Here is a 19,124-nt window from a genome sequence, read left to right as displayed (position 1 = left end):
CTTTGTTCCGCAAGCCGGAAAATTACCGCCTGCGGTGAACGGTGGATCTAACGCTTGGCGGCCGCGTCGAGGCGGCGGACAGCGCGGTCCTGGCCCATGCGCGCGAGCAGGCCCGCCATTTCGGGCCCACTGTCGCGTGCCGTCAGCGCGAGGCGAAGCGGGTGAAACAGCTCGCGCCCCTTCTTGCCGCTCGATGCCTTGAGCTGGTCGGTAAGTGAGCGCCAAGCTTCGGGCGACCAGTCGAGCGATTCAGCAATCCCGGCCGCGTCCTTCACCAGCAGCCGCTCTTCGTGGCTAAGCGCGGGGGGTTCGATGTCGCCGTGGAGCACAGCGAGCCAATCGCCGAAATCGGCCAGCCGCTCGAGGTTGGGCCGAAGCAGCAGCCAATCCTCTTCGCTTGCCTCCTTGGGCAGGCGATCCGCGACCGCGCCATAATCGAGGCCGTGGAGCAGCCGCGCGTTGATCAGCTCGACCTCATGCGGATCGAAATGGGCCGGCGCCCGGCCGAAATGCGCAAAGTCAAAGCTCGCAGCGAGTTCGTCGAGCGCGGCGATGGGCTCGACCGGCTGCGACGTGCCGATCCGCGCCAGCACCGACAGCAAGGCCATCGGCTCGACGCCCTCCTCGCGCAGATGCTCGGTTCCGTAGGAGCCGAGGCGCTTGGAGAGTTTCCCCTCGGCCGCAACAAGCAAAGCCTCATGGGCGAAGGTCGGCGGCTCGGCGCCGAGCGCGACGAACATCTGCGTCTGCGAGGCGCTGTTGGACACATGATCCTCGCCGCGCACGACATGCGTGACCGCAAGGTCGACGTCATCGATCACACTCGGCAGCAGGTAGAGCCAACTGCCGTCCTCGCGCCGGACGACCGGGTCGGAGAGAAGCTTCGGGTCGAAGCGCTGTTCGCCCCGAACGAGGTCCCGGAATTCGATCGGCGAATCATGGTCGAGCCGGAAGCGCCAATGCGGCGCGCGGCCTTCCGGAGCCGGTTCGTTCGGGTCCTTGCGCTCGTAAACCGGCGGGAGCCCCCGGCCGAGCAGCACCTTGCGGCGAAGGTCGAGCTCTTCCGGCGTCTCGTAACAGGCGTAGACTCGGTCGGCCTCTTTCAGCCGCTCGAACTCGCGCTCGTAGACGGCGAAGCGCTCCGACTGGCGCACCATGGCGTCAGGTTTGAGGCCCAGCCAATCGAGGTCGTCGCGGATCGCGGCGTCGAATTCGGGGGTCGAGCGCTCGCGGTCGGTATCGTCGATGCGCAGCAGGAACTTGCCGCCATTCTTCCGCGCAAACAGGAAGTTGTGGAGCGCGGTCCGGATATTGCCGACATGAAGCCGGCCGGTCGGTGAGGGGGCGAAGCGGGTGACGACGGTCATGGATGCCGCCTAGTCGCAGACTTCAGGCGTGACCAGCAACTGTCGCCGTCAGTGCCCGGCTTCACGCCATATCCGGCCGGTCCGCCAGATCTCGTCGCAGTTTTTCACGGGCATTACGGCGCCGAAGTCCGCGTCCGACGTGCGCGGCTCTATTCCGAGACGCGCCGACGTCCTCTCGATCATGTCCGCGGACGCGCCGATCAGTTCGAGCTGTGAGCGCAGCTGGACGGCGACATCGCGTACCGTGGCGCGGTCCGCGGCGGACGTCGGGCCCAGCGCAGTGTCGAGAAGGGCAAATCGATCCCAGCCGGTGCGCACGTCTCGATACGTGCTGACCAGCGTGGCGCTGGCCGTCGAGACCACGGCGTAATTATCCACCCGCTCATTCCCAAAGCGATCGTGGAACTCGCGATTCATGTCCGGCGAAAATGGCTCGACCGTGTAGCCGATGAAGCGCGGTACCTTGAGGCTGGCCGGATCGACCGCGTTGCCGGTCGAGGCCGCACGCGCGATCCGCTCCACCCGTTCGATGAGGCATGGAGTTGCCGCCGCCCAGATGCGCGTAACCTGCCGCGTGCGCCCGATCTCGTAGCGGACCCTTTTGTCTTCTTCGTTCACGGCTCGCTGCTCGGCCCGGTCGCCCACCCAGTTGGCGAGCGCCTGCGCTGTGAGAACGCCCGCGACGACGACCACAAATTCGAACAGGAAAAGGCGCGCGGTGACCTTACCGCGGCCGCTCCCCCACCAGTGCCGAACGGTCTGGAACATAGCCCCCTCCACCCGCGAGTGGCGAAAGATTAGTCGCTATTTGCCGGTGTGGAAGGCGTTTGTGATTGGGTAGCGCCGATCGCGCCCGAAGTTGCGGGCGCCAATCTTCACCCCGGGGGGCGCCTGGCGGCGCTTATATTCGGCTCGCAGCACTTTTTGCTCAATATCGGCGACCAGCGCCGCGTCCTCGCCTGTGAGGTTAGCGACCTCAGCCACTGACATTTCCTTGTCGACCAGCCCCTCGAGAATCCGGTCGAGCGCAGAGTAAGGTGGCAGGCTGTCCTCATCCTTCTGATCGGGGCGAAGCTCCGCGCTCGGCGGCTTGGTGATCACCCGCGCCGGCATCACCGGCCCGTCGGGCCCGAGCGCGCCCTCGGGCTTGTTGGCGTTGCGCCACCGCGACAGCGCAAAGACCGTGGTCTTGTACGCGTCCTTAAGCACCGAATAGCCGCCCGCCATATCGCCGTAGAGCGTGGCGTAGCCGACGCTCATCTCGCTCTTGTTGCCGGTGGTCAGCAGCATTTCCCCGCCGGAATTGGATTCGGCCATCAGCGTGACCATGCGAAGCCGCGCCTGGACGTTCTCCTGGGCTAGCCCACTCATGCTGGGCAACATTTCGTCAAAAGCCTTTACGCCCGGGGCGATAGAGATGACGTCATGGCGGCAACCAAGCAGCCTGGCGCACTCGCGCGCGTCCTCGAGGCTTTCGTCGCTCGTATATTTCGACGGCAGCATCACACCGCGAACCTTGTCGGCACCGAGCGCGTCGACCGCGACCGCCGCGGAGAGCGCGCTGTCGATGCCGCCCGACAAGCCGAGGATCACGCCGGGAAAGCCGTTACGCTGCACATAGTCGCGAAGCCCGACAATCATTGCTTGGTAGACATCCTGCGGGAACGCATCGAGTTCGTGCGTCTCGCGCGTCGTGCAGCGCCAGCCCTCGCTGGTCCGCTCCCAATCCGTGATTAGCAGCGCTTCCTCCCAATCGCACAGCTGGACGACGCGCTCGCCGTCCGGGTGGAGGATGAAGGACGAGCCGTCGAACACCAGCTCGTCCTGGCCGCCGACGCGGTTGAGGTAGGCTAGCGGAAGGCCCGTCTGGAGGACGCGGCTTCGGACCAGCTTGTAGCGAATGTCGTCCTTGTCGAGCTCGTAGGGGCTGCCGTTGGGCACGAGCAGGATTTCGGCGCCGGCATCGGCGAGATGGGCACAGACCACCTCCTGCCAGATGTCCTCGCAGATGGGCACGCCTATCTTCACGCCCTTGAACAGGATCGGCTCGGGCAGCGGCCCGGGCGCGAATACGCGTTTTTCGTCGAACGTGCCGTAGTTCGGGAGCTCATGCTTCAGGATGCGGGCCACGACCTTGCCGCCAGCGGCCAGGATGAAGGCATTATAGTTGAGGCCCTCTTCGGCGATGATCGTCCCGACGAGCATCGCCGGGCCCGGGTCAACCGTCGCGGCGACCAGCCGATCGGTCGTTTCATGGACCCGCCGCACGAATTCCGGCTTCAGCACCAGGTCCTCGGGCGGATAGCCGGTCACCTGAAGCTCCGGGCACATCAGGAGGTCGGCGCCTTCGGCCCGTCGCCGCATCTCGAGCATCGCCGCGGCATTGCCGTCGAGGTCGCCGACGCGCTGGTTCATCTGGGCAAAGGCGATCTTCAACCTGTCGGTCATTCTGTTCGAGCCTTTAGCGCGCGAGCCTGCTGCAGCAACCTTTGCGCCCCGGCATTGCCGCCGCTAAGGCTGCCCTTCACTGCTCGGGGATATGGGGCCGCCCACATGAAATTGCTTGCCGGGAACAGCAACGCGCCGCTGGCCCGTTCGATTTCCGAATATCTTGAAATGCCGCTGACCGACGCGAGCGTGCGCCGCTTCGCCGACGAGGAAGTATTCGTCGAGATCAACGAAAACGTTCGCGGCGAGGACGTGTTCGTGATCCAGTCGACGAGCTACCCGGCCAACGACAATTTGATGGAGCTGCTGATCTGCATCGACGCGCTCCGCCGCGCGTCAGCCAAGCGGATCACCGCCGTGCTCCCTTATTTCGGCTACGCCCGGCAGGACCGGAAGCCCGGGCCGCGCACGCCGATCTCGGCCAAGCTGGTCGCCAACCTGATCACCACGGCGGGCGCCAATCGCGTCCTGTCGATCGACCTTCACGCGGGGCAGATCCAGGGCTTCTTCGACATCCCGACCGATAACCTCTTTGCCTCACCGGTCATCGCAACCGATATCCAGGCGCGGCTCGGCAACCGCGACCTGCTGGTGGTATCGCCGGACGTCGGCGGCGTGGTCCGTGCCCGCGGCCTCGCCAAGCGCCTCAGCAACGCCCCGCTGGCGATCGTCGACAAGCGCCGCGAGCGCGCCGGCGAATCGGAAGTCATGAACATCATCGGCGACGTCGACGGGCGGACCTGTGTGCTGATCGACGACATCGTGGATTCGGCGGGAACGCTGTGCAACGCGGCGGCCGCCTTGAAGCAACAGGGCGCGGTCGAGGTGTTCGCTTATTGCACCCACGGCGTGCTGTCGGGCGGCGCCGCGGCGCGCGTCGCCAAGTCGGAGCTTACTGAGCTCGTCGTAACCGACACCATCTGGACCGGAGAGCCCGACCCCAAGGGCAGCAAGATTCGCCGCCTCAGCATCGCGCCGCTGCTGGCGGAAGCGATCAAGCGGATTTCGGACGAAGCGTCGGTCTCCAGCCTTTTCGACTGATGAATCTCGACGTTGTCCTCAAGCGTTTCGAAGCGCCCGATGAGGTGCGCGAGTTCGATAAAGGCAAGTTCGAGCTGGTGACGCTCGGCGGCATGACCATCGGCCGCGCGACCTACCAGCCCGGCTGGAGATGGTCCGAGCATGTCGGCGCGGCGAATGGCGCCACATCCTGCCACGTCGAGCATGTCGGGATGGTCGTATCGGGATGCGCGACGGCGGCGATGGACGACGGTAAGGTGATCGAGATGCGCGCCGGCGACGTCTTCTACATTCCGCCCGGCCACGACAGCTGGGTGGTCGGCGACGAACCCTATGTCTCGCTCCACTTCATGGGCGCGAGCGATTATGCCGCGGGGCACGACTGATGCCGACGGTCCTGATCACCGGCGCCAATCGCGGCATCGGGCTCGAGTTCGCGAGGCAATATGCAGCCGACGGCTGGGACGTGATCGCGACGGCGCGGCACTCTAGCCAGGAGCTCGACGCGCTCGGCGTTACCGTGAAGCCGCTCGACCTAAGCAATGCCGATGCCGTCGCGGCCTTTACGGTCGAGCAATCGCTCGACCTGTTCATCGCCAATGCGGGGACCAGCCAGCCCAAGGCGACGCAAGGACCGGACAACGCGCGCGGCTGGCAGGCGATGATGATGGTCAACGCGATCGCGCCTTACCAGCTCGGCAAGGGGCTGCTCGCCCGCATGGCCGAGGGCGGCAAGATGATCGCCATCTCCAGCGGCATGGGCAGCATCGGCGACAATGGCGGCGGCTGGGTCCCCTACCGGACGTCGAAGGCGGCGCTCAACATGGCGTGGAGCAGCCTCGCGCTCGAAGGCCGGTCGCGCGGCATTGCCTGCGTCCTGTTCAGCCCCGGCTGGGTCAAGACCGACATGGGTGGGGCGGGCGCCGAGATCACGGCGGAGGACAGCGTCAGCTCGATGCGCGCGCTGATCGACCGGCTGACCATCGAGCAGACCGGGCGCTTTTTGCGGCGCGACGGATCCGAACTTCCCTGGTAAGCGCTTGCCTCAACGGCGTTCGCTGACTATAGGCGCGCGCTTTCCAGATCGTTGGAAAAACCAATGGCCCGGCCGGAAGGCATGCCGTGGCGATTGGATAACGTCGCGCCCAGTTGCGCAACAAGGAGACGAAAATGCCCAAGCTCAAGACCAAGAGCGGCGTCAAAAAGCGCTTCAAGCTCACGGCGACGGGCAAGATCAAGATGGGTGTCGCGGGCAAGCGCCACCGCCTGATCAGCCACAACGCCAAGTACATCCGCCAGAACCGCGGTACCAAGATCCTTGCCGACGCCGATACGGCGCGCGTGAAGGCTTGGGCCCCGTACGGCCTGAAATAAGGAGGCCGGATAAATGGCACGCGTCAAACGGGGTGTAACCACCCGCGCCAAGCACAAGCGGATCCTGGAAAATGCGAAGGGCTATTACGGCCGCCGCAAGAACACGATCCGGATCGCCCGCCAGGCCGTCGAGAAGGCCGGGCAGTACGCCTATCGCGACCGGAAGGTGAAGAAGCGGAGCTTCCGCGCCTTGTGGATCCAGCGCATCAACGCCGCGGTTCGCGCGGAAGGGCTGACCTATGGCCAGTTCATCCACGCGCTGAACCTCGCCGGCATCACGCTCGACCGCAAGGTGCTCGCCGACATCGCGATGCACGAAGCGGAAGCGTTCAGCGCCATCATCGCCCAGGCGAAGAGCGCGCTGGAGAAGAAGGCGGCTTAAGCCACTTCCTCAAAGGAACGAGCGAAGGGCGTCGGAGCGATCCGGCGCCCTTTTTGTTGCCCGGCCGCGCACGGTGTCGCATCATTCCCAGAGGGGGACGACGATGCGCCACATTCTCGCTTTCACAGGCGCGCTGGCGATGATGACTGGGTCCGCGCTCGCCAACGATTCGACGGCGAGCACGGGCGCCGGCGGGCTGGTGCTGGAGCGGACCGAGGCAATCGACCTTGTCAGCGAAGACCTGTTCGTCTCCGCCGCTGAAATCCGCATCCATTACATCTTCCGCAACCGCAGTTCGAAGGACGTGGAGACGATCGTGGCCTTCCCAATGCCCGATCGCGACCTTGGCGAAGAATATGGCGGGGACGTCGGCTATCCGTCCGGCTTCAAGACCAGCGTGGGCGGCCGGCCGGTGGCCGCGACGCTCGAACGAAAGGCGACGGTTAAAGATAAGGACCACAGCGCGTTGCTGAAGCGGCTGCGCATTCCCATCGCGCCGGAGAATCTCGACGCGGCGACGACGGCGATGGACCGGCTTCCCGCCACCGAGAAGAAGCGCCTAGTCGCGCTCGGGATCGCGGGCGACGAGGAGTATGACTATGACGGGAGGGGGATGAAGCATCACCTGATCCCGCTGTGGACGGTGAAGGACAAATATTGGTGGCGGCAGCGCTTCCCCGCCGGCCGCGACCTCATCGTCGACCATCGCTACATCCCGGGCGTCGGGGGAAGCGTCGACAGCGAAGTCGCCTTCAAGGAATTCCGCAAAACCGAAGATACCAAGCAGGCGATCGCTTATTATTGCATGGACGCCGAATTTATCGCGGCCGTTGACCGGCGCGCCGGCAAGGATGCGGCGGTCGGACCCGAGATGCCGGACACCCGCATCGACTATATTCTGACCACCGGCGCCAATTGGGCGCGGCCGATCGGCGACTTCCGTCTGGTGGTGGACAAGGGGAAGCCGGGTAACCTCGTCAGCTTCTGCGAGACAGGAATCAGGAAGATCAGCCCGACGCGGTTCGAGGTGCGCCACAAGAACTGGCGGCCGACCCGCGACCTCCACGTCCTGATCATCGAACCCAAGCGTTAAGGCGCCACCGGTTCGCGCTCGAGATCGGCGCGGGCCCAGTTCGCAAGGTTCGCGGCGGCGTCATAGGTCGATTGGAAGAAGCCAAGCAGCATCTTCTCCGGATCGCTCGATGCCTGGACCTCGGCATAGGGCAGCACGAATTCGCCATAGGTCTGGTCGAACTTGCCCGCGCTCGGCTTCGACGCGCGATAGCCGTCAGGCTCCGGGTAGATGTAGCTGTAGAAGAACGGCTCGGCCTCGGCCGCGCCGGCCGCCCAGAACCCAGCGCTGGTCACTTCGCGGCTATAGGCTTCGCGCGCGATCCGGTCGGGCAGGCCCGGCATTCCCCCCGGGTGCGGGGGCGCCTTCTTGCCCGAAAAGCGGCTGACCGCGAGGTCGAACGCGCCCCACCACAATTGCACCGGGCTGGCCTTGCCCTCGAAACCGGCGCGAAAACGGGCGAATACCGGAAGTACCGCCGCGAACGCCTCGCGCAATCGGGAAGCGGATTCGCGATCGTAATCGCGCGCCACATGATCATCGGCGAACGGCACCGCGCCTTCGATCTCGTTGGGCATTCCATCGAACGTGGACGGCAGGCCGTGACGGTCGAGCATTGCGATGAGGCGCTTGTGAAGCGCCGCGACGCTCCCGGCGTTGAGCGGGACTTCCTCTCGGGTCTCATCGCTCGCCCAAAGCACCATCGCGTGACGACAGAGGTCGAGCGTCAAGGTGAACGTGCGGCCGTCGCCCGCCGCCGTCGGCAGGGTCGAGAAGCCGCGGGCATTGGGCTGAAGCGCGACATGCCAGCCGTGGTTCATCCAGGGGGCGTACGCGACACGGATTTTGCCAAGCATCTGCGCGGCAAGGTGGAGCACGGTCCAGGTTTCATGATCGCGCTTTAGGCTAAGCTCGGGCCAGTCGCTCATGCGCGCCTCCTAGCACATGGCTTTGCATTTTGCGCTGCGGGGCGGCTAGAGCGCCTTGGATGGCGGGAAACCCGGAGATCATCGACGAAATCGCAAGCGCGCCCGACCTCGCGTCGGTCGAGGCGCTGCGCGTCCGCATGCTCGGCAAATCGGGAGAGATCACCGCCAAGTTGAAATCGCTCGGGTCGATGGATCCGGACACGCGCACTGCCGAAGCGCCCAAAATCCACGCGCTGCGCGAAGCCGTCACCGACGCGATCGCAACCCGCAAGGCGGCACTGGAATCCGCCGACCTCGAGCGGAGGCTCGCGACCGAGAAGCTCGACTTGTCGCTGCCTGCTCCAGAAACGCCGGAAGGGTCGGTGCATCCCGTCAGCCAGGTGATGGACGAGCTCGCGGAGATCTTCGCCGATCTCGGCTTCGCCGTCGCCGAAGGGCCGGAGATCGAGACCCAATGGTACAATTTCACCGCGCTCAACATGCCGGAGAACCATCCGGCCCGCGCGATGCAGGACACCTTTTATCTCGAGCCGCGCGAAGGTGAGGATGAGCCGCGCGTTCTCCGCACCCATACGTCGCCGGTCCAGATCCGCGCCGGCGAAGCGCATGGCGCGCCGATCCGTGTGATTGCGCCCGGACGGGTCTATCGCTCGGACAGCGACGCCACTCACACCCCGATGTTCCACCAGGTCGAGGGCCTCGTGATCGACAAGGCGATCACGCTCGGCCACCTCAAGTGGACGCTCGAGACCTTCGTGAAGGCCTTCTTCGAGCGCGACGACATCGTGATGCGCTTCCGCCCGTCCTATTTCCCGTTCACCGAGCCGTCGGCCGAGGTCGATGTCGGCTGGTCGATGGACAAGGGCCGCCGCGTGGTTGGCGGACAGGAAGGCTGGATGGAGATTCTCGGCAGCGGCATGGTCCACCCCAAAGTCATCGCGAACATCGGGCTCGACCCCGACGAATGGCAAGGATTCGCCTTCGGCTGCGGGATCGATCGGCTGTCCATGCTGAAATACGGCATGGACGACCTGCGCGCCTTCTTCGACGGCGATATCCGTTGGCTCAAACATTACGGATTCCGCGCGCTGGACGTGCCGACCCTGTCGGGGGGGGTGGGCGCATGAAGTTCACTTTGTCGTGGCTGAAGAGCCACCTCGACACCGATGCGTCCGCCGAGGCGATTGCCGACAAGCTGACCGCGATCGGGCTCGAGGTCGAGGACCTGTCCAATCCCGCGGAGGCCCTAGCGCCGTTCACGGTGGCCAAGGTGCTGACCGCCGAGAAGCATCCGCAAGCCGACAAGCTGCAGGTGCTGACGGTGGACGCCGGCACGGGCGAGATGATCCAGGTCGTGTGCGGAGCGCCCAATGCGCACGCCGGGCTGGTCGGCGTCTTCGGCGCGCCCGGGACCTATATTCCCGGCACCGACTTCACCCTGAAGGTCGCGGCGATCCGCGGGGTCGAGAGCCGGGGCATGATGTGCTCCTACCGCGAGCTCCAGCTTGGCGACGACCATACGGGGATCATCGAGCTGTCCGAGGACGCCCCCGTCGGAACGCCCTTCACCGATTATGCCGGGCTCAATGATCCCCTGTTCGACGTTAACGTTACGCCGAACCGGCAGGATTGTATGGGTGTTCGCGGCATTGCTCGCGACCTCGCAGCCGCCGGGATCGGAACGCTGAAGCCGCTTGCCGTGCCCCAGGTCGAAGGCGCGTTCCCATGCCCGGTGCCGGTTCGCATCGAGGACCCCGAGGGTTGCCCGGCTTTCTTCGGCCGCGCCGTTCGCGGGCTCAAGAATGGAGCGTCGCCCGAGTGGATGCAGCAGCGCCTGAAAGCAGCGGGCCAGCGCCCGATCTCGGCTTTGGTCGACATCACCAATTATGTGATGCTCGACCATGGGCGGCCCGCCCACGCTTACGACATCGCCAAGCTCAAAGGCGGGCTGACTGCACGCGCCGCCAGGGACGGCGAGAAGGTCCTCGCCCTCAATGAGAAGGATTACACGCTCCAGCCGTTCATGACGGTGATCGCTGACGATGCGCAGGTCCACGACATCGGCGGCATCATGGGCGGAGAGGATTCGGGAGTTAGCGAGGCGACCACCGACGTCATGCTGGAGGTCGCTTACTTCACGCCCGATCGCATCGCCCGGACCGGCCAGGCATTGGGCCTCAGCAGCGACGCGCGCGCACGCTTCGAACGCGGAGTCGATCCGGGCTTCCTCGACGAAGGGCTTGCGATCCTCACCGGCCTGATCCTCGACATTTGCGGCGGTGAGGCGTCAGCGCTCGAACGCGCCGGCCAGCCGCCGATCGAGCAGCGGAAGATCAAGTTCGATCCTGAGCGCACCCGCGCGCTCGGCGGGATCGCCGTGCCCGAGAAGCGCCAGCGCGAGATCCTTCAAAGCCTCGGCTTCGGGTTGAGCGGCAACGAGGCAACGGTGCCGACGTGGCGGCGTGACGTCGAAGGTCCGGCCGACCTCGTCGAGGAAGTCGCCCGGATCACCGGTTACGACCAGGTCTCCGCAGTGCCGCTCGAGCGCGCTCCGGGTGTCGCAAAGCCGACCGCGACCCGGGCGCAGCTGACCGAGCGCCAGCTCCGTCGAACCGCCGCGGCACGCGGCCTCAACGAGGCAGTGACATGGAGCTTCATCTCCGACGAGGAAGCGACTGCCTTCGGCGGCGGCGACTGGCGCCTCGCCAATCCGATCAGCGAAGAAATGAAAGTGATGCGGCCGTCGCTGCTACCTGGCCTCATTTCGGCCGCGCGGCGCAACCTCGATCGCGGCGCGTCATCCGTCCGCTTGTTTGAAGTCGGCCGGCGCTATCTCGGCGACGCAGAACATGCGACGCTCTCGCTGCTGCTTGCCGGGGACAAGATCGAGCGCGGTTGGCGGGCCGGCAAGGCGCAGGCCTTCGACGCATTTGATGCAAAAGCCGAAGCGCTCGCGCTGCTCGAAGCTGCCGGTGCGCCGGTTTCCAACCTGCAGGTGTTCTCGGACGCGGGGCCGACCTGGCACCCGGGCCGGTCGGCGACCTTGCGGCTCGGTCCAAAGACGATCGTCGCGAGCTTCGGCGAACTCCACCCCGGGCTGCAGAAGAGCCTGGATGCGCCCGCCGGCGTGGTTGCCGCCGACATCTACCTCGACGCGATTCCGGCGCCGCGGTCGAGCGGCCATGCACGCTCAGCCTATACCCCGCCTGCGCTGCAGTCGATCACGCGCGATTTCGCCTTCGTCGTCCCTGCCGAGGTGACGGCCGACACTTTGGTCCGCGCGATCCGCGGCAGCGACAAGGACGCTATCGTCGACGTTCGCCTGTTCGACCGGTTTGAAAGCACCGATGGACTGTCGCTCGCGTTCGAGGTGGTTCTCCAGCCTGGCGACAAGAGCTTCACCGATGCCGAGATCGGCGAGATTTCGAAGCGCATCACCGCTGCGGCAGAAAAGCTAGGCGCTCGCCTCCGCTCCTAGTTCGAACGCATTGATCGCGGCGTGGACGCGCGCCTCGATCTCGTCGCGCTTCAGGCCCGCTGGAATGACCTTCCCAACCTTCAGCGTGACGGTTCCGCTTTGGTGGATCAGCCCCCGCCCCCAGAGACGGCCGCTGTCGACCGCGACCGGCACGACCGGAAGACCGAGCGCGCGATAGAGCGCGGCAAAGCCCGACTTGAGCGGGGGCATCGTTCCGACCCTAACGCGCGTTCCTTCAGGGTAGATTAGAACCGACCGGCCCTCGGCCACCGCTTCCTCGCCATATTTGACCATCTGACGGAGCGCTTTAGCCCCAGCCGACCGTTCGACCGGGATGACGCCATAACGCCGGGTCATGAGTCCGAAGAGCGGGATATCCACCAGCTCGCGCTTGATGACGATCACCGGGAGCTGAGTGATCCGGACCATCTCCGTCGTCTCCAGCACCGACTGGTGCTTGACCGCGATGAGGTGCGGGCCCGCGGGGACAGAGCCTTCGACCCTCGTTCGAATGTTGAGCACATGGTGGGTCAGCCAATGGTGCATCTCGATCCAGTTGAGGACGACCCTGAGTGTCGGGCGCCTGCCGAAGGGGCTGACAATCACGCCGGCCAGAACCCAGAGCGCCGTCGCTGGATAGAATAACGCCGCGTAGAGCAGCGAACGGGCCACGGTCGTCAAAGATCGACCCACACCGCGACCCGGCGAAGCAGATACTTGTTATATTCGCCGAACAGGGTCAGGAAACTCGGCTCCGACCGGACCGCGTCCGGGACCACTGTGTAGCCATGACCCAGCACACGATCGAATTCATAACTGGCCCGGCGCATGTGCCAGTCGCTCGTGATTAGCCGGATCGATTTGTAGCGATGCTTGGAGAGCCAACGCAGCGCCTCTTCGGCGTTTGAGCGGGTGTCGACCGATTCCGATCCCAGATCCACGCAGCATTTGATCAACTTGGAACTGCCGGGGACGCGGCGGGCTAGATCCGCCTTGGTCACCGACGGATCTGCCCCGGCGATCAGCAACCGCTTGGCCTTGTGATCGCGAAGCACGTCGATTGCATGCTCGATCCGGCCCTTGCCACCGGTCAGTACAACGGCCGCGTCGGTCGCCGCGAGGGTCGTCGGCGCTGGCTTTCCGAGCGTGAAGGCGAAAAAGATGAAGCCTAACGCGTAGAGCAGGACGAGCAGGGAGCCGAAGCGCGCGATCATAGAGCCTCACGCAATGCCGCGAGCACAGCCGCGCGTGCAACCCAGGTGGCGAGGCCCGTCAGCGCCAGCGGAAGCAGCGCGAGCAAGGCGAGGTCTAAAGGGCGAAGTACGGCGCCGCCGGCGAGATCGCCGGCGAAGGCCGCTCCACTCGCCAGCAGCAAGAGTACGATTGCCGCGGCGATTGCCCCGGCAATGCTTCCCGCCAGGGCATCGATCGCGATCCGGCGCTGAAACAGGTTGGTCACCTGAATGTCCGTGGCACCAATGCCGTGCATGACCTCGATCGTGAAGCGATGAGTGTCGATGGCGCCGCGCGCGGCGAGCACGACCGCCGCTGCGGCTGCGCCGCTCAGCAGCAACACGAGCCCGAATGCGACCCATTGCAGCACGTGCAGCGAGTGGAGCAGCGGGCCGACGCTTTCCTTATGCGCGATGATCCGCGCCTCCGGTGCAACGGCGGCAACCTGCCGCTCGATGACGTCAAGGTGCGCGCCGGGCCTCAGGTCGAAGTTGACCAGTGCGGGGACGGGAAGCTCGCTGCTTTGGGCGGCCGGGCCCAGCCAGCGCTCCAGGGTCGCCCGCATCTCGGCCTGGGGAACTGCAACGGCAGAACTGACACCCGGTACCGCTCGCACGGCCCTGAGCAGGCGGTCGACATCACCGCCGCCGCCGGGCAACTCGACCGCGTAGCGCGCCTGGATCGCGCGGCTAAGCGTGCTCGCCGTGTTGGTCAGCACGAGGCCGGTGGCCGCGATCAACAGGCAAGAGAAGCTCATGATCGCGATCACCCACGGTGTCGGTCCACGCATCGGGGCGCCCCCCAGCAGGCGCCGTTCCGCCGGCGAGGCGAAGACCCAATCGAGCATCAGTTGGGCCTCCCGGGCGGATTCTTCAGGCTTCCGGTCGGATCGACCAATGTGCCGCCTTCGAGGCGGATCATTTGCGCACCGGGCGTGGCCTTCATCAGGCTGATGTCGTGAGTCGCGACGACGACAGTCGTACCCAGCCGATTGAGCGCGGCGAACAGGCCCATCAGCCGCTCGGCCATGTCCGAATCGACGTTGCCGGTCGGCTCATCGGCGACGAGGAGCTCGGGACGGTTGATCACTGCGCGGGCGATCGCGACCCTTTGCTGCTCGCCCCCCGACAGCGTGGGCGGCCGCGCGCTTGCCCGATCAGCAAGCCCGACCCAGGCGAGCATCTCCCGCACCGGTCCTTCAATCGCCTCGTCGGCCGCGCCCGAGACGCGCAGCGGCAGCGCCACATTGTCGAACGCCGAAAGATGGCGGATCAGGCGAAAGTCCTGAAACACGACGCCGATCCGTCGTCGGTAGGGCGGCAGATCGTCGCGCGGCGCTTCGCTCAACTCCTCGCCGAACAGCTTGATCCGCCCGCGGGTCGGCCGCTGGGCGAGGTAGAGGAGTTTCAGAAGCGATGTCTTCCCGGCGCCCGACGGACCGGTCAGGAAATAGAAGCCGCCGCTCGACAGCCGGAAGTCGAGATCGCGCAGTACTTCTGCGCCCGTGCCGTAGCGCAGGCCGACGCTGTCGAATTCCGCGACTGCTGGCAGCTTCCCGATCCTTCCCGACTTCGCGGCTGGCCCCGGCGCTGTTGCCTTGCCAAGCCTCAATCATTCCTGTTTAGCTTGCCCTCACCGTCCCGAAAGAGGGCTTTTGTAATATGATCCTCACCTGCCCGAGTTGCGGAACGCAATATGTGGTGAAGGATGGCGCCATCCCGCCGGGTGGAAGGCAGGTGCGCTGCGCTTCGTGCAAGCATAGCTGGCACCAGGAATCCGACGAGGATACGGCAGCGGCGCCGGAAGAGTCGCCGTTGATCGACGAGGCCCTGCCTGAGCCGGAGTTTCAGGCCGAGCTGGAGCGGGTTGAAGAGGACCAGGACGAGAGCCTGGCCGAAGCCACGCTTATCGAGCCCCGCAGCGGGCCGGAGATCGAGGAGCGCGCCTTCGAAGAGGCGGCGCTCGAGGGTGAGACCGACCCGTTACCGGACCCGATCGTTCATCATAGCGCCGCGACCGAAGGCGCGACCTATGCAGGTCATCCGATGGGGGTTGCCAAGCACCAGGAAGAGGTTGCTGCTGAGGAATCGGATTGGCGCGAGCCGCCCGAGGCCGAGCCGCAAGACGACGAGTTCAGTCCGTTCCCGGTCGCGAGCGAGGTCGAGCCGCGGCGCCGCAGGTCGCTTCTCCCAATCTTGCTGGTCATCGTCCTGATCGTCGCGCTCGCTGCGGCATTCTGGTTCCTTGCGCCCGCGGCGTGGAAGGCGCAGCTCGGGCTTGCCGCCGCCGGCGCAAGCCCGCTTGAGCTGGTCACAACCCATATGGACAGGCAAAAACTGGAAAGCGGCAACGAGCTGCTGACCGTCACCGGCCGCGTCATCAATCCCACCGGCAAGGAGCAGGACGTTCCGCCGCTCCAGGCCGCGCTGAAATCGAGGGCCGGCCAAATTGTGTATCGGTGGACGATCGCGCCGCCCGCGCGGAGCCTTGCCCCAGGCGCGAGCGCGAGCTTCAACAGCGCCGAGGTCAACGTCCCGCCCGGCGGCGAAGAGCTGACCATCTCGCTCGGCTCTGGCGGAGGCTAACCGCTTCTAACTTTTACTGAAATTCGATTAGTCGAGCGGTCTGGGCCGAGCCTTCGGTGTGGACCACGCCGTCGGTTGGAGAGGGTGCGTCGGCGCTGGCCTGGCCATCGAGACTAATCCGCGCTCCCGAAATAATCCGAACGGTAGCGGTGGCCTGGGCGATGGCGCGCGTCGGCTGCGGCGTCGCGTTCTGCGGCGCTGAAGCAAGCGTGGCGACTGCGGCAATCCAGAGCATGGCACAGGAGTAACGCCGCGATGCCCCGATGGTAAAGAAAGTCTTAAAGCCTGTCCCGGATCAGGACGCTATTTGTGCGTCGTTCGTGGCATTGCGCCCTCCAGGGGCCTTTGCTAGAGGCCGCGCCTTGCCAGACGGGCGGCGCTCAGCCGCCCTTTTCATGACGTGCGGTCGTGGCGGAACTGGTAGACGCGCAGCGTTGAGGTCGCTGTGGCCGAAAGGCCGTGGAAGTTCGAGTCTTCTCGACCGCACCATCCCCTGCCGGGGACTTGCAGAATTCTAGGGAGCGGCCGGCGATGGGCCCGCCAACTGGCCGGCCGAGGCCAGGACGGGAAGCGGGCGCGCCTGGATCGCGCCGACCCGCACGATCGACTTGTCCGGCTTTACCGAGACCTTCGTCCCGAGATCGCTGACGATCTTGGCGGCCGCCGCCGATTCCTTGCTCGCACGCAATGTGTAATCCCCATAAGCGACGCGTTCGAACAGGAAGAAGCCGTCGAAGTCGGTCCGCGCCGTCGCGACGACCTTGCCGGCCGCGTCGACCAACTCGAGATCGACGCCTTCAAAGCCGAGCCCGCCGCTCTTGACCAGCGCGCCCTCGATATCGCCACCGCCGACGAGGCCGATCCGCACCTCGGCGGGCACGCCCGGCCGCGGAACGATAACCTGCAGCGCCTTCTTGGGAACGAGCATCGGGTCGGACAGGCTGGTTTCATCGATTCCGACCGCCACCGGCGCATAAGTCGTAAGGCCGGCGACGGTCACCGAGCCCTTCGCGTCGGTGGGCCGGTCGGCCTGCCTCGTCCCGGTGGTGATGAGCGCCCCTTTTTCGAGCGGCTCATCCGCGTCCTGGACGCCATTGTCGTTGAGGTCGCGATAGACCACGGCATGAACTGATCCGGCCTGCGCCAACGGACGCCGCGACATCGAGAAGCCGCGCGCCGGATCGAGCGAGAAGTTCAAATTGATGCCGAGAGCGACCGATCCATCGGTCGCCGCTTCGCCGGTCAGCGCAATCGCCATGCTGTCGAGGCGCCGGATATGGGAAATCCGCGCGCGCGCCTGATGGCTGCCGACGTCGTAAGCGAGGCCGCCCTCCCAATCGGCATTATCGCTCGCCGACCAATAAGCCGACAGCTCGGCGCTTCGCAGCCGCGCGGTGGGCGACACGTCGAACTCCGTCGTGCCGCGCAAACGCACGTCACCCACCCGGCCGCTGCCGATGAATTCGAGGCTGAGCTCACCCGGCGGCTTCGACCCCGATGAATATTCTTTCCGGTAACGAACCCCGGACGACAGGCTGAAGCGATTGAAATTGGCCGACAGTCGCGCCGCCGCGTCGAGTTGCTTCGAGCCGCCCTTGAGATCGGACAACTGCACGGAGGCGTGCGCCGGAATCACCGTTCGGCCGATTTTCACCGGCGTGTCGAGCGCCAGATTGTAGCTTCGCATGCTTTCCTTGTTCCCTCCACGCAAATGAAAATCATTTGCGATAAGAGCTTCCGCGTTGACATTTACGGGGCCGATCTTGCCGAGCAGCTGAGCTCGCGCGGCCGTCCCACCCGTCGTCTCCCGGGCCCCGCCGAGCTCCAGAATCGCAAGACCGAGCGAGCGGCGGACCGTCCCCTCGACAAAGGTCACCCGCTGGTCGTCGATCAGCATCATGCGCGCAAGCGCGGCCACCGACGTTCGATCGTCGATGCCGTGCTCGAGCGAGACCGTGGCTTGCGCCTTGGGCAGATCGGTCCCGTCCGGAGGCTTATGCAGCGCGAAGATATCTCGGCCGGGCTGGTTGAAGCCTGCCCAGTACCAGGTCTTGCCGGGCGGCACATTGTCCTGGCCGACGTTGATCAACTCCTCGCGCGTGCGAATCTGCCCCTGCGGCCCGTAAAGAACCACGCGAACGCGGTTCTCTCCGTAGAGAAGCTGAACATCGTCAAAGACATAACGATTGTCGGACGTCGCCTTGGCGAACCCGAGTAGTTCGTCATTGCGGTAGATCTCCGCCTCCCAGCCGGGCGGCAGGTCGCCTTCGAAGCGTGACCGATCGAACGCCGTCTGCGCATTGAGTGGCCGATTGGTGACGACCGCGCCACGGCCGAATGCGGACGAACCGGTCAACTTGCTGTCGAACCCCTCGACATCGCCAACCCCGAAGTGAGTGGCATGGGCCGGTCCGAGCAGATTGCCGTCGGGATCGGAGCGGAACGCACGAACCCTCACCGCCGAGGGCATGCCCTTCTGGTCGGTGCTGATCTGCGCGTCGTAGGACAGGCGCGCGATCTCGCCCGCGGCATAGACCGACGACTGGCGATCGACGCGCATGCCGTCTCGCGCACGATAAGTGACGCCGGCGCTGACCACGAAGTCGAGCGCTGGCGAACGCCACATGCGATAGGGCACGCGCACCTGCGGCAGGCTCGCAAGGTCGAACTTGGCGGGCTTGATGCGCTGCGCGCGCATCTGCCGCTCCATGGCGAGCTCAACTGGCAGCTTGGCCTGCGACTGGAGGAGCAGGACCGAGCCCGAGGTCATCGCATTGACGCCGATCCCGAACCAGCGCGACAAGGCACTGGCCTGGACGCACCAGCCTTCGGGCGTTTCGCGAATGGTGCCGGGCGCAATTGCCTCATTCCGGGTGCCGTAGGCGGCGGTTCCGGCGCCATAATTGATCGAAATGCGGTTGGATTCCTTGAACGCCCAGCCGCTCGCGATCCTGGCGCCGAGATCGACCTTCACCGGCACATCCAGCGTCGTCAAAAAGTCGCCTAAGACGACACACGTGCCTTCGGGCGTGTTGTAGGCGCGCACGCCGTCGCCGAGGCGCAGCTGGCGGATGTTGACGTCAAGAAGGAACTGGTCGTCGGGGTCCGCGGTCCACGCGGCCGCCATCGGTGGCGGCGCAGTCGACGCGCCGACGCCGCCGGCGCAGACCGCCAGCAGCAGCGCCGCCTTGCGCAGCCAGTTCCGGCGGCCAAGCATGGTGAGTCCTTCGCCCGGT

General features: G+C 65.6%; 19 protein-coding genes and 1 tRNA gene. 10 read left to right on the top strand and 10 right to left on the bottom strand.

Features of this window, described 5'->3' with window-relative positions; translation table 11 throughout:
* Positions 1-47: 47 nt before the first annotated feature.
* The 3 genes from gltX to AC4K8G_RS08005 are packed head-to-tail and all read right to left on the bottom strand — an operon-like array spanning position 48 to position 3,815.
* Positions 48-1,367, bottom strand: coding sequence for a glutamate--tRNA ligase (gene gltX, locus AC4K8G_RS08015; protein ID WP_491733631.1), 1,320 nt, complete (start codon positions 1,365-1,367; stop codon positions 48-50).
* Between the two features lie 48 nt (positions 1,368-1,415).
* On the bottom strand, positions 1,416-2,135 hold the full coding sequence (locus AC4K8G_RS08010) for a hypothetical protein (RefSeq protein WP_491733630.1): 720 nt from the start codon (positions 2,133-2,135) through the stop codon (positions 1,416-1,418).
* 36 nt (positions 2,136-2,171) lie between these two features.
* Positions 2,172-3,815 carry an NAD+ synthase gene (locus AC4K8G_RS08005; protein WP_491733629.1) on the bottom strand — a complete coding sequence of 548 codons (1,644 nt, stop codon included), beginning with the start codon at positions 3,813-3,815 and terminating at the stop codon, positions 2,172-2,174.
* A 105-nt stretch (positions 3,816-3,920) separates the two neighbouring features.
* Here AC4K8G_RS08005 and AC4K8G_RS08000 point away from each other — a divergent pair, with 105 nt between their 5' ends.
* The 6 genes from AC4K8G_RS08000 to AC4K8G_RS07975 all read left to right on the top strand — a co-directional run bounded on the left by AC4K8G_RS08000 (position 3,921) and on the right by AC4K8G_RS07975 (position 7,684).
* A complete protein-coding gene (locus AC4K8G_RS08000) occupies positions 3,921-4,856 on the top strand; it encodes a ribose-phosphate pyrophosphokinase (protein ID WP_491733628.1) in 936 nt (311 codons plus the stop codon).
* Positions 4,856-5,221, top strand: coding sequence for a cupin domain-containing protein (locus AC4K8G_RS07995; protein ID WP_491733627.1), 366 nt, complete (start codon positions 4,856-4,858; stop codon positions 5,219-5,221). The genes AC4K8G_RS08000 and AC4K8G_RS07995 overlap by 1 nt, the downstream gene beginning before the upstream one ends.
* Positions 5,221-5,871: an SDR family oxidoreductase gene (locus AC4K8G_RS07990; protein ID WP_491733626.1), complete on the top strand. Its 651-nt coding sequence runs from the start codon at positions 5,221-5,223 to the stop codon at positions 5,869-5,871. Before AC4K8G_RS07995 ends, AC4K8G_RS07990 begins: the two co-directional genes overlap by 1 nt.
* Positions 5,872-6,005: 134 nt before the next feature.
* Complete coding sequence (gene rpmI / locus AC4K8G_RS07985; RefSeq protein WP_192588494.1) at positions 6,006-6,209, top strand: 50S ribosomal protein L35; 204 nt, start codon at positions 6,006-6,008, stop codon at positions 6,207-6,209.
* A 13-nt stretch (positions 6,210-6,222) separates the two neighbouring features.
* Positions 6,223-6,591 carry a 50S ribosomal protein L20 gene (rplT, locus tag AC4K8G_RS07980; RefSeq protein ID WP_491733625.1) on the top strand — a complete coding sequence of 123 codons (369 nt, stop codon included), beginning with the start codon at positions 6,223-6,225 and terminating at the stop codon, positions 6,589-6,591.
* A 103-nt stretch (positions 6,592-6,694) separates the two neighbouring features.
* Positions 6,695-7,684, top strand: a complete 990-nt coding sequence (locus AC4K8G_RS07975) for a DUF4424 family protein (protein WP_491733624.1) — start codon at positions 6,695-6,697, stop codon at positions 7,682-7,684.
* Here AC4K8G_RS07975 and AC4K8G_RS07970 read toward each other — a convergent pair.
* Positions 7,681-8,592 carry a DUF5996 family protein gene (locus AC4K8G_RS07970; protein WP_491733623.1) on the bottom strand — a complete coding sequence of 304 codons (912 nt, stop codon included), beginning with the start codon at positions 8,590-8,592 and terminating at the stop codon, positions 7,681-7,683. The genes AC4K8G_RS07975 and AC4K8G_RS07970 overlap by 4 nt on opposite strands.
* A 59-nt stretch (positions 8,593-8,651) precedes the next feature.
* Between AC4K8G_RS07970 and pheS the strand changes: the two genes are divergently transcribed.
* Together pheS and pheT are read left to right on the top strand one after the other, a co-directional pair.
* Entirely contained in the window at positions 8,652-9,719 is a 1,068-nt protein-coding gene (pheS, locus tag AC4K8G_RS07965; RefSeq protein ID WP_491733622.1) for a phenylalanine--tRNA ligase subunit alpha, read from the top strand.
* Complete coding sequence (gene pheT / locus AC4K8G_RS07960) at positions 9,716-12,070, top strand: phenylalanine--tRNA ligase subunit beta (protein WP_491733621.1); 2,355 nt, start codon at positions 9,716-9,718, stop codon at positions 12,068-12,070. The genes pheS and pheT overlap by 4 nt, the downstream gene beginning before the upstream one ends.
* On the opposite strand, the gene AC4K8G_RS07955 is transcribed toward pheT, so the two are convergent.
* From AC4K8G_RS07955 to ftsE, 4 genes are read right to left on the bottom strand one after another with little or no spacing between them, the layout of a single operon-like run.
* Positions 12,047-12,742, bottom strand: coding sequence for a lysophospholipid acyltransferase family protein (locus AC4K8G_RS07955; protein WP_491733620.1), 696 nt, complete (start codon positions 12,740-12,742; stop codon positions 12,047-12,049). The genes pheT and AC4K8G_RS07955 overlap by 24 nt on opposite strands.
* Positions 12,743-12,747: 5 nt before the next feature.
* Entirely contained in the window at positions 12,748-13,284 is a 537-nt protein-coding gene (locus AC4K8G_RS07950) for a YdcF family protein (protein ID WP_491733619.1), read from the bottom strand.
* The gene (locus tag AC4K8G_RS07945) at positions 13,281-14,150 is read right to left on the bottom strand and encodes a cell division protein FtsX (protein WP_491733618.1); all 870 of its coding nucleotides are present in this window, start codon (positions 14,148-14,150) and stop codon (positions 13,281-13,283) included. The genes AC4K8G_RS07950 and AC4K8G_RS07945 overlap by 4 nt, the downstream gene beginning before the upstream one ends.
* Entirely contained in the window at positions 14,150-14,854 is a 705-nt protein-coding gene (gene ftsE / locus AC4K8G_RS07940) for a cell division ATP-binding protein FtsE (RefSeq protein WP_491734438.1), read from the bottom strand. Before ftsE ends, AC4K8G_RS07945 begins: the two co-directional genes overlap by 1 nt.
* A gap of 110 nt (positions 14,855-14,964) precedes the next feature.
* Between ftsE and AC4K8G_RS07935 the strand changes: the two genes are divergently transcribed.
* Positions 14,965-15,888, top strand: a complete 924-nt coding sequence (locus AC4K8G_RS07935) for a zinc-ribbon domain-containing protein (protein ID WP_491733617.1) — start codon at positions 14,965-14,967, stop codon at positions 15,886-15,888.
* Between the two features lie 13 nt (positions 15,889-15,901).
* Here the strand turns inward: AC4K8G_RS07935 and AC4K8G_RS07930 are convergent, their stop codons facing one another.
* Positions 15,902-16,123, bottom strand: coding sequence for a hypothetical protein (locus tag AC4K8G_RS07930; protein WP_491733616.1), 222 nt, complete (start codon positions 16,121-16,123; stop codon positions 15,902-15,904).
* 167 nt (positions 16,124-16,290) lie between these two features.
* On the opposite strand from AC4K8G_RS07930, the gene AC4K8G_RS07925 reads away from it, so the two are divergent.
* Positions 16,291-16,377, top strand: a tRNA-Leu gene (locus AC4K8G_RS07925).
* Positions 16,378-16,402: 25 nt separating this feature from the next.
* Here AC4K8G_RS07925 and AC4K8G_RS07920 read toward each other — a convergent pair.
* Entirely contained in the window at positions 16,403-19,105 is a 2,703-nt protein-coding gene (locus tag AC4K8G_RS07920) for an MSCRAMM family protein (RefSeq protein ID WP_491733615.1), read from the bottom strand.
* Positions 19,106-19,124: the final 19 nt, after the last annotated feature.

This window comes from Sphingomonas sp. SP3 (genome assembly GCF_058514305.1).
This window is presented reverse-complemented; position numbering and strand designations above follow the sequence as displayed.